The sequence below is a fragment of the Burkholderia sp. R-40 genome (assembly GCF_049942845.1).
Classification (GTDB): domain Bacteria; phylum Pseudomonadota; class Gammaproteobacteria; order Burkholderiales; family Burkholderiaceae; genus Burkholderia; species Burkholderia ambifaria.
The window spans coordinates 948,840-958,294 of sequence record NZ_CP187967.1 but is presented as its reverse complement, the minus strand read 5'-3'; the positions used below and the strand labels follow the sequence as shown (position 1 = coordinate 958,294).

Genomic DNA, 9,455 nt, shown 5'->3' with positions numbered 1-9,455 from the left:
ACGCATGTTCTCGGATACCGATTTCGCCCACATGCAGCGCGCGCTGACGCTCGCGGCGCGCGGCATGTATACGACCGCGCCGAACCCGCGCGTCGGCTGCGTGATCGTCAAGGACGGCAACGTCATCGGCGAAGGCTTCACGCAGCCGGCCGGCCAGGACCACGCGGAGGTGCAGGCGCTGAAGGACGCGCGGGCGCGCGGCCATGACGTCGCCGGCTCCACCGTATACGTGACGCTCGAGCCGTGCAGCCACTTCGGCCGCACGCCGCCGTGCGCGAACGCGCTGATCGACGCGCGCGTCGCGAAGGTCGTCGCGGCGATGGAAGACCCGAACCCGCAGGTCTCGGGGCGCGGCCTCGGGATGCTGCGCGACGCGGGCATCGACGTGCGCTGCGGGCTGCTCGCGAACGAAGCGGGCGAACTGAACATCGGCTTCGTGTCGCGGATGACGCGCGGCCGCCCGTGGGTGCGGATGAAGACGGCCGCGTCGCTCGACGCACGCACCGCGCTGCCGTCCGGCGAAAGCCAGTGGATCACCGGCGAGGCCGCGCGCCTCGACGGCCACGCATGGCGCGCGCGTGCATGCGCGATCCTCACCGGGATCGGCACGGTACGCGAGGACAACCCGCTCCTGACGGTGCGCGGCATCGACACGCCGCGCCAGCCGCAGCGCGTGCTGGTCGACAGCCGCCTCGACCTGCCGCTCGATGCGCGTCTGCTCGAAGGTGCGCCGCTGCTGATCTTCTGCGGCCGGCTCGATGCGTCCGGCGAAGTGCGCGCGAACGTGCTGAAGTCGCGCGGCGCGGAAATCGTGCCGCTCGCGAATGCGCACGGCAAGGTCGACCTGCCCGCGATGCTCGCGGCGCTCGGCGCGCGCGGCGTCAACGAACTGCACGTCGAGGCCGGCCACAAGCTGAACGGTTCGCTGCTGCGCGAGCAGTGCGTCGACGAGCTTCTCGTCTATCTCGCGCCGAGCCTGCTCGGCAGCGACGCGGCCGGCATGTTCGACCTCGCCGCGCCGGCGAGCCTCGACGCGCGCACGCGGCTCGCGTTCCACAGCGTCGAGCGGATCGGCGACGATCTGCGGATTCTCGCGCGCGTCGCGCCGCCTGCCGCCACCCACTGAACGGAGCCGTCACGATGTTTACCGGAATTGTCGCGGCCGTCGGCCGCATCGAATCGATCAACCCGCTCGGCGCGTCGCCCGACGCGGGCGTGCGGTTGACGGTGCAGGCCGGCGGGCTCGACCTGGCCGATGTCGCGCTCGGCGACAGCATCGCGATCCAGGGCGCGTGCATGACGGTCATCGAAAAGACCGAAACAGGATTCGACGTCGACGTGTCGCGCGAAAGCCTGAACCGCACGGTCGGGCTCGCGCAACCCGGCGAAGTGAACCTCGAGAAGGCGCTGCGCGCGCACGACCGCCTCGGCGGGCACATCGTATCGGGCCACGTCGACGGCCTCGGCACCGTGACGCGGTTCGCGCCGGTCGGCGAATCGCACGAGCTGCGGATCGTCGCGCCGCGCGAGCTCGGCCGCTATCTCGCATACAAGGGCTCGATCACGGTCAACGGCGTGAGCCTGACCGTCAACACGGTCGACGATCGCGCGGACGGCTGCGAATTCTCGATCAACCTGATCCCGCATACGGTCGAGGTCACGACGCTGCGTCACGTGAAGGCCGGCGACAAGGTCAATCTCGAAATCGACATGATTGCGCGATATGTCGAGCGGATGCTGTCGGCATCGCACGGGGTGCAGCAGGACTGATTGCGGGGGGCGCTGCCTCGGGACATGAAATGGCGGCCCGCGGTTCGGCCCGACACCTGGCCGGACGGCCAACGACGCGCACGGGTCATCGCGTCGCGCTAAGATGCAACGGCAGCGGTTTCGGCGCCGCGACACACGGTGCGCCGCGTACCGGCTGCCCCTTTTCCTTCAGGAGTCGTCCCATGTCCATCTCGATGTACCAGGCTTCGCTGCCCGTCCTCATCCGCGGCCTCACCAACCTGCAGCACATCCTCGGCAAGGCGCAGGCGCATGCGGCCGAGAAGCAGATCGACCCGTCGGTGTTCATCGGCGCGCGCCTCTATCCGGACATGCTGCCGCTCGTCCGCCAGGTGTACATCGCGACCGACACGGCCAAGGGTTGCGCCGCGCGGCTCGCCGGCGTCGACATCCCGAGCTATCCCGACGTCGAGCAGACGTTCGACGAGCTGCACGCGCGCATCCAGAAGACGATCGACTATCTGAAGAGCTTCGACGCCGCGCAGATCGATGGCAGTGAATCTCGCCAGGTCGTGCTCAAGATGCGCACCGGCCCGATCGAGTTCACCGGCCAGTCGTACCTGCTGAACTTCGTGCTGCCCAACTTCTTCTTCCACGTGACAACCGCGTACGACATCCTGCGCCACGGCGGCGTCGAACTCGGCAAGCTCGACTACCTCGGCGGCCGCAACGAGCACGCGTGACGCCTGGCCGCGCCCCGGCCGAGCTGCGGCCGCCCGTCCTCGGGCGGGCCGCGGCGGCCCCGGCAGGCGCGCCTCGCCGGGCGGTCGCGCGGCTTTCCGGCGTGCTCGCCGGCCGCGCGCGGCCGGTGCCAGCCGAAACGCGGTCCGGCTGGCGTAAAATACGCACTTTCCTCTTTCTCGCCCCCTTATGACGCTCGCCTCCACGCTCGACATCATCGCGGAGTTGAAAGCCGGCCGGATGGTGATCCTGGTCGACGAAGAAGACCGCGAAAACGAAGGCGACCTCGTGATCGCCGCCGAATTCGTCACGCCGGAAGCGATCAACTTCATGGCCAAGTACGGCCGTGGCCTGATTTGTCTGACGTTGACGCAGGAACGCTGCAAGCAGCTGCACCTGCCGCTGATGACCTACCGCAACGGCACCCAGTACGGCACCGCGTTCACGGTCAGCATCGAAGCGGCCGAAGGCGTGACGACCGGCATCTCGGCCGCCGACCGCGCGCACACGATCGCCACGGCGGTCGCGCACGACGTGCGTCCCGAGCACATCGTGCAGCCGGGCCACGTGTTCCCGATCATGGCGCAGCCGGGCGGCGTGCTCGTGCGCGCCGGCCACACCGAGGCCGGCTGCGACTTCACCGCGCTCGCCGGGCTCACGCCGGCCGCGGTGATCTGCGAGGTCATCAAGGACGACGGCACGATGGCGCGCCTGCCCGACCTGCTCGAGTTCGCGAAGGAGCACAACCTGAAGATCGGCACGATCGCCGACCTGATCCACTACCGCAGCCGCACCGAATCGATCATCGAGCGGATCGCCGAGCGCACGATGCAGACCGCGCACGGCACGTTCCGCGCGGTGCTGTACCGCGACCAGCCGACCGGCTCGCCGCACATCGCGCTGGTGCGCGGCACGCCGTCGCCCGACGTCGATACGCCCGTGCGCGTGCACGAGCCGCTGTCGGTCCTCGACCTGCTCGAGACGAGCATCTCGACGCACTCGTGGACGCTCGACGCCGCGATGCGCGACATCGCGGAACGCGACCTCGGCGTGATCGTGCTGCTCAACTGCGGCGACACGAAGGAACATCTGATCGACGTCTTCAAGGCGTTCGACGAGGAAGAAAAGGCCGCTGCGCTGAAGCGCCGGCCGGTCGATTTCAAGACGTTCGGCATCGGCGCGCAGATCCTGCGCGACGTCGGCGTCGGCAAGATGCAGGTGCTGTCGAATCCGCGCAAGCTGGGCAGCATGTCCGGCTACGGCCTCGAAGTCACGGGCTTCATTCCGATGCCCGGCGGCGAAGCCAAGTCCTGCCCGGCGTCCCACGCGTAACCCGCCACGGCGCTTTCGCCCTATAACCGTTCATCCACACCACGGACAGATCATGGAAATCGGACAATACCAACCGAATCTCGAAGGCGACGGCCTGCGTATCGGCATCGTGCAATCCCGCTTCAACGAACCCGTCTGCAACGGCCTGGCCGATGCATGCGTCGAAGAACTCGAGCGCCTCGGCGTCTCCGGTGAAGACGTGCTGCTCGTGTCGGTGCCCGGCGCGCTGGAAATCCCGCTCGCGCTGCAAAAGCTCGCGGAAAGCGGCCAGTTCGACGCACTGATCGCGCTCGGCGCGGTGATCCGCGGCGAGACGTACCACTTCGAACTCGTGTCGAACGAAAGCGGCGCGGGCATCACCCGCATCGGCCTCGACTTCAACCTGCCGATCGCGAACGCGGTCCTGACGACCGAAAACGACGAGCAGGCCGTCGCGCGCATGACCGAAAAGGGTCGTGACGCCGCACGCGTCGCGGTCGAGATGGCGAACCTGACGATGGCGCTCGACCAGCTCGGCGACGACGAGGACGAAGAAGAAGACGAAGAAGACGAAGAGGAGCGCGCATGAAGAAGAGCGCCCGCCGACAATCGCGCGAGCTGGCGACGCAGGGCCTGTATCAGTGGCTGCTGTCGAACGCGGCCCCCGGCGAGATCGACGCGCAACTGCGCGGCGCGCTCGGTTACGACAAGGCCGACAAGGAGCTGCTCGACGCCATCCTGCACGGCGTGATTCGCGAGCATGCGACGCTCATCGAAGCCCTCACGCCGTCGCTCGACCGCCCGGTCGACCAGCTGTCGCCGGTCGAGCGCGCCGTGCTGCTGATCGCGACGTTCGAGCTCACGCATCATGTCGAAACGCCGTACCGCGTGATCATCAACGAAGCGGTCGAACTCGCGAAGACGTTCGGCGGCTCGGACGGCTACAAGTACGTCAACGGCGTGCTCGACAAGCTCGCCGCGAAGCTGCGCCCCGCCGAAACGCAGGCGCGCCGCAACGGCTGATTCCGTTTGTACACGGGCGCGCAAGCGCCCGTTTTTCATTCTTCCTCCCCTTCCTCGCCCTGCCCGACCGATGAATACCACCGCCGATTCGCTCGTCACGCTCGCCGCACGCGTCGACGCGATCCAGCCCTTCTACGTGATGGAACTGATGAAGGAGGCACAGCGGCTCGAGTCCTCCGGGCGCGATGTTATCCACATGGGCATCGGCGAACCGGATTTCACCGCGCCGGAGCCCGTCGTCGAGGCGGCCGCGGCCGCATTGCGCCGCGGCGTCACGCAGTACACGAGCGCGCTCGGCATCGCACCGCTGCGCGAAGCGATCGCCGCCCACTATGCGCGCGCCTACGGCCTCACGATCAGCCCCGAGCGGATCGTCGTGACGGCCGGCGCGTCGGCCGCGCTGCTGCTCGCATGCCTCGCGCTCGTCGGCCGCGACGACGAGGTGTTGATGCCCGACCCGTCGTACCCATGCAACCGGCACTTCGTCGCAGCGGCCGAAGGCCGCCCGGTGCTCGTGCCGAGCGGCCCGGAAGCCCGCTTCCAGCTCACCGCGGACGACGTCCGCACGCGCTGGGGCAGCCGCACGCGCGGCGTGCTGCTCGCGTCGCCGTCGAACCCGACCGGCACGTCGCTCGAGCCGGACGAGCTGAAGCGGATCGTCGAAGCCGTGCGCGCTCGCGGCGGCTTCACGATCGTCGACGAGATCTACCAGGGGCTCAGCTACGACGCGGCGCCCGTGTCGGCGCTGTCGTTCGGCGACGATGTCGTCACCGTGAACAGCTTCTCGAAGTACTTCAGCATGACCGGCTGGCGACTCGGCTGGCTGGTCGTGCCGCCCTCGCTCGTCGGCACCTTCGAAAAGCTGTCGCAGAACCTGTTCATCTGCCCGTCCGCACTCGCGCAGCACGCGGCGCTCGCGTGCTTCGAACCGGCCGCGCTCGACATCTACGAAGCGCGCCGCGTCGAATTCAAGCGTCGCCGCGACTTCATCGCGCCGGCGCTCGAACGGCTCGGCTTCACGGTGCCCGTGATGCCGGACGGCGCGTTCTACGTGTACGCGCACTGTGGCGGCGTCGCCCATCCGGCGGCCGGCGACAGCGCGGCGCTCACGCAGGCGATGCTGCACGACGCGGGCGTCGTGCTGGTGCCGGGCATGGACTTCGGCGTCCATGCGCCGTGCGACTATATCCGGCTGTCCTATGCGACCGCGTACACACGCCTCGAAGAGGCCGTCGAGCGGCTGGCAGCGCTGTTCGGCCAGCACTGACGTCCGGCCGCCCCTCCCGGCGCGCGGCGGCCCTTGCGGCCGCGCCAAAAGAAAAAGGCACCCGGATCGGGTGCCTTTTTGCTTGGAGCCGGCTGGAACCGCGTGGCGTTACGCGCCGAGTTCCGGGTGGTCGCCGTGCGACTGCTTTGCGGTGTCGACGCTTGCGTCGTTCTGCTGCGGCGCGCCCTTCGGCACGGCGGCAGCCTTCGCGGCGATCGGCTGCGCGGCGTCGAGCGTCGCGTGCACGCGCTTCGCGCCGCCTGCGGCTGCCGTCGCGGACGCGGTCACGATCGGCTTCGACGGCTGGGCCGGCGCATTGAGCGGCACGCTGCGGCCATGCGAGACGTCGCGCAGGCGGGCACGCTCGGCCATGACCTTCGAGCCGTAGGCGGTGTCGTCCGGGTTGGTCGAGCCGTTGTACATGCGCAGGCCGTTCGCGAGCGAGCCGCCGCGGGCGATGCAGTCCTTCAGCACCAGCGCGCCGACCTGCAGGTTCGCGAGCGGTTGCAGCGCGGTATCGGTACCGCCGAAATATTCGAACTTGTCGGAATGGACCTTCGACATGACCTGCATCAGGCCTTGCGCGCCGACGCCGCTTTCCGCGTACGGGTTGAAGCCCGATTCGATCGCCATCACGGACAGCAGCAGCAGCGGATCGAGGCCGACGTCGCGACCGGTCTGGAACGCAGCCTTGACGAGCTGGCCGAGCGGCTCCTGCGCGACCCGGTAACGGCGCGACAGGTAGGTGGCGACGAGCGCCTGTTCACGGTTCGACGCAAGCGCACGATCGTCGCGCGCATCGGCCGGGACCCGCTGGGTCGGGATCAGTTTCGCGAGCGCGACGGGCGACGGGCCGTTGCGGGCCGGATCGGACGCATCGTTCTGCGCGGCGGTTTCCGGTGCGACGTCGAGACCGACGGCGAGCGCATCCGGTTCGGGGGTGTCTTCCTGCTGCGGCTGCGCGCCGGCAGGCGCGAAGTTCGGCAGCGGATGGCCGGTCAGCAGACGGGCCGGACCGGCCTGCACGGCCGCGGATACGACCGGCATCAGCTTCGCGGCGATGTTCCCGCGCACGGTCGGCAGCAGCCACAGGGCCAGTGCGATCGCGACAGCGAAACAACCGACAACGCTGAATAAATGGTGACTGACACGCGTCCCGCGGCGCAGCATGTCGCGCACGATCTGCGCATGCTGCTCATTGGGACGCCACGATAACCAAGCGTTCATTCAGATCATCTCCCATGAACATGACTCGTGCGGCTCGCTCAGCTCGATGGCGAGACAGAATACGTGCCGCGGAATCACGATGCCGCCCGCCTTGGTTGGGACGCGCAAGCATCGGGGAAACGGTATAAGTACCGTTCGAGGCCACGGTGTAAGAGGGCCGGCACCTTCGCACATTGGGCGAGGCGGGCATACGCGGTGGCACCCACGCAAAAAACCAGCGTGTGGTAGCGCTGGCTGGGACTACTACAAAAGCCGTCGAATACGCCGTGCAGGTATCGGCGGACGGTGACGCGCTGCGTCAAAGATCGGTGATTGGCGGCTCGAAGCCTTTTACCCTGCAGCCAATGTGAGCGGATTCTAGCAGGGTTTTATAGATCGTCAACACTATGAAATCTCAAAATCATAACAAAAAGTAATTTTGAATCGCCCTTCAGATCGCGAGCCCCCTGCCGTAGGGGCTCCGCGCGCGATCGACTTTTTTCACCGCCGGGCGTGCGCGCGGCCGCCCGGGTAAAATCGGCGATCGATTCGGGGCCGCAGCCGGCTGCTGCGCCCGCCCACCGCTGCCCGCTTTGCGGGCGGCCCGGACCTTCTTCATGAAATACAAAGACTTACGCGATTTCATTCAGCGCCTCGAGGCGCTCGGCGAACTGCGGCGCGTCACGCAACCCGTGTCGCCCGTGCTCGAAATGACCGAGCTGTGCGACCGCGTGCTGCGCGCCGGCGGCCCGGCGCTGCTGTTCAACGCCCCGCCCGGCAATGCGTTCCCGGTGCTCGGCAACCTGTTCGGCACGCCGCGCCGCGTCGCGCTCGGGATGGGCGTCGATGCGGGCGACGACGCCGCGCTCGGCTCGCTGCGCGACCTCGGGCGGCTGCTGTCCGCGCTGAAGGAACCGGACCCACCAAAGAGCCTGAAGGACGCCGGCAAGCTGCTGTCGCTCGCGAAGGCCGTGTGGGACATGGCGCCGAAATCGGTGTCGTCGCCGCCGTGCCAGGAGATCGTCTGGGAAGGCGCCGACGTCGATCTGCACAAGCTGCCGATCCAGACCTGCTGGCCCGGCGACGCGGGGCCGCTCGTCACGTGGGGCCTCACCGTCACGCGCGGGCCGAACAAGCCGCGCCAGAACCTCGGCATCTACCGTCAGCAGCTGATCGGCCGCAACAAGCTGATCATGCGCTGGCTCGCGCATCGCGGCGGCGCGCTGGACTTCCGCGAATTCGCGCTGCAGAACCCGGGCAAGCCGTATCCGGTCGCGGTCGTGCTGGGCGCGGATCCGGCCACGACGCTCGGCGCGGTGACGCCCGTGCCCGATTCGCTGTCCGAGTACCAGTTCGCCGGCCTGCTGCGCGGCAGCCGCACCGAACTCGCGAAGTGCCTGACGCCCGGCGTCGACACGCTGCAGGTGCCCGCCCGCGCGGAGATCGTCCTCGAGGGCTTCATTCACCCGCAGGAAGGCGCGCCCGCCCCTGCTCCGGCCGGCGCGCCGCCGCGTCCGGCCGGCAACGCGTCCGCCGCGTACGAGCACGCGCTCGAAGGCCCGTACGGCGACCACACCGGCTACTACAACGAGCAGGAGTGGTTTCCGGTGTTCACCGTCGAGCGCATCACGATGCGCCGCGACGCGATCTATCACTCGACCTACACCGGCAAGCCGCCCGACGAGCCGGCCGTGCTCGGCGTCGCGCTCAACGAGGTGTTCGTGCCGCTGCTGCAGAAGCAGTTCACGGAAATCACCGACTTCTACCTGCCGCCGGAAGGCTGCAGCTACCGGATGGCCATCGTCCAGATGAAGAAGAGCTACGCGGGCCATGCGAAGCGCGTGATGTTCGGCGTGTGGAGCTTCCTGCGGCAGTTCATGTATACGAAGTTCATCGTGGTCGTCGACGAGGACGTGAACATCCGCGACTGGAACGAGGTGATCTGGGCGATCACGACGCGCGTCGACCCCGTGCGCGACACCGTGATGGTCGACAGCACGCCGATCGACTATCTCGATTTCGCGTCGCCCGTTGCGGGCCTCGGCTCGAAGATGGGGCTCGACGCGACCAACAAGTGGCCCGGCGAGACGAACCGCGAATGGGGCCGCCCGATCGAGATGGACGCGGCCGTGAAGGCGCGCGTCGATCGCCTCTGGCGAGAGATCGGACTCTGAGTCCG

At 68.2% G+C, this 9,455-nt stretch carries 9 protein-coding genes; 8 read left to right on the top strand and 1 reads right to left on the bottom strand.

The window, feature by feature from the left end; all coding sequences use genetic code 11:
• The first annotated feature begins 4 nt into the window (after positions 1–4).
• The 7 genes from ribD to ACP26O_RS04360 all read left to right on the top strand — a co-directional run bounded on the left by ribD (position 5) and on the right by ACP26O_RS04360 (position 6,070).
• Positions 5–1,126 carry a bifunctional diaminohydroxyphosphoribosylaminopyrimidine deaminase/5-amino-6-(5-phosphoribosylamino)uracil reductase RibD gene (gene ribD / locus ACP26O_RS04390; RefSeq protein WP_006755086.1) on the top strand — a complete coding sequence of 374 codons (1,122 nt, stop codon included), beginning with the start codon at positions 5–7 and terminating at the stop codon, positions 1,124–1,126.
• 14 nt (positions 1,127–1,140) lie between these two features.
• A complete protein-coding gene (locus tag ACP26O_RS04385; protein ID WP_175664105.1) occupies positions 1,141–1,770 on the top strand; it encodes a riboflavin synthase in 630 nt (209 codons plus the stop codon).
• 182 nt (positions 1,771–1,952) lie between these two features.
• Positions 1,953–2,471 (top strand): DUF1993 domain-containing protein, encoded by a 519-nt coding sequence (locus ACP26O_RS04380; protein ID WP_175664106.1) that lies wholly within the window; start codon positions 1,953–1,955, stop codon positions 2,469–2,471.
• Between the two features lie 187 nt (positions 2,472–2,658).
• The gene (ribBA, locus tag ACP26O_RS04375; RefSeq protein ID WP_011656189.1) at positions 2,659–3,801 is read left to right on the top strand and encodes a bifunctional 3,4-dihydroxy-2-butanone-4-phosphate synthase/GTP cyclohydrolase II; all 1,143 of its coding nucleotides are present in this window, start codon (positions 2,659–2,661) and stop codon (positions 3,799–3,801) included.
• 52 nt (positions 3,802–3,853) lie between these two features.
• Positions 3,854–4,369, top strand: a complete 516-nt coding sequence (gene ribH / locus ACP26O_RS04370; RefSeq protein WP_006754953.1) for a 6,7-dimethyl-8-ribityllumazine synthase — start codon at positions 3,854–3,856, stop codon at positions 4,367–4,369.
• Positions 4,366–4,803: a transcription antitermination factor NusB gene (gene nusB, locus ACP26O_RS04365; RefSeq protein WP_006754954.1), complete on the top strand. Its 438-nt coding sequence runs from the start codon at positions 4,366–4,368 to the stop codon at positions 4,801–4,803. The genes ribH and nusB overlap by 4 nt, the downstream gene beginning before the upstream one ends.
• Positions 4,804–4,873: 70 nt before the next feature.
• Entirely contained in the window at positions 4,874–6,070 is a 1,197-nt protein-coding gene (locus ACP26O_RS04360; RefSeq protein ID WP_175664108.1) for a pyridoxal phosphate-dependent aminotransferase, read from the top strand.
• A gap of 108 nt (positions 6,071–6,178) precedes the next feature.
• On the opposite strand, the gene ACP26O_RS04355 is transcribed toward ACP26O_RS04360, so the two are convergent.
• Positions 6,179–7,297: a transglycosylase SLT domain-containing protein gene (locus tag ACP26O_RS04355; RefSeq protein ID WP_175664109.1), complete on the bottom strand. Its 1,119-nt coding sequence runs from the start codon at positions 7,295–7,297 to the stop codon at positions 6,179–6,181.
• A 596-nt stretch (positions 7,298–7,893) separates the two neighbouring features.
• Between ACP26O_RS04355 and ACP26O_RS04350 the strand changes: the two genes are divergently transcribed.
• Positions 7,894–9,450 carry a UbiD family decarboxylase gene (locus ACP26O_RS04350; protein ID WP_175664110.1) on the top strand — a complete coding sequence of 519 codons (1,557 nt, stop codon included), beginning with the start codon at positions 7,894–7,896 and terminating at the stop codon, positions 9,448–9,450.
• The last annotated feature ends 5 nt before the right edge of the window (positions 9,451–9,455 follow it).

Bases quoted from the DNA above. Each gene is read 5' to 3' on its own strand.
- ribD (WP_006755086.1), top strand. From the start codon at position 5: ATGTTCTCGGATACCGATTTCGCCCACATGCAGCGCGCGCTGACGCTC.
- ACP26O_RS04385 (WP_175664105.1), top strand. From the start codon at position 1,141: ATGTTTACCGGAATTGTCGCGGCCGTCGGCCGCATCGAATCGATCAAC.
- ACP26O_RS04380 (WP_175664106.1), top strand. From the start codon at position 1,953: ATGTCCATCTCGATGTACCAGGCTTCGCTGCCCGTCCTCATCCGCGGC.
- ribBA (WP_011656189.1), top strand. From the start codon at position 2,659: ATGACGCTCGCCTCCACGCTCGACATCATCGCGGAGTTGAAAGCCGGC.
- ribH (WP_006754953.1), top strand. From the start codon at position 3,854: ATGGAAATCGGACAATACCAACCGAATCTCGAAGGCGACGGCCTGCGT.
- nusB (WP_006754954.1), top strand. From the start codon at position 4,366: ATGAAGAAGAGCGCCCGCCGACAATCGCGCGAGCTGGCGACGCAGGGC.
- ACP26O_RS04360 (WP_175664108.1), top strand. From the start codon at position 4,874: ATGAATACCACCGCCGATTCGCTCGTCACGCTCGCCGCACGCGTCGAC.
- ACP26O_RS04355 (WP_175664109.1), bottom strand. From the start codon at position 7,297: ATGAACGCTTGGTTATCGTGGCGTCCCAATGAGCAGCATGCGCAGATC.
- ACP26O_RS04350 (WP_175664110.1), top strand. From the start codon at position 7,894: ATGAAATACAAAGACTTACGCGATTTCATTCAGCGCCTCGAGGCGCTC.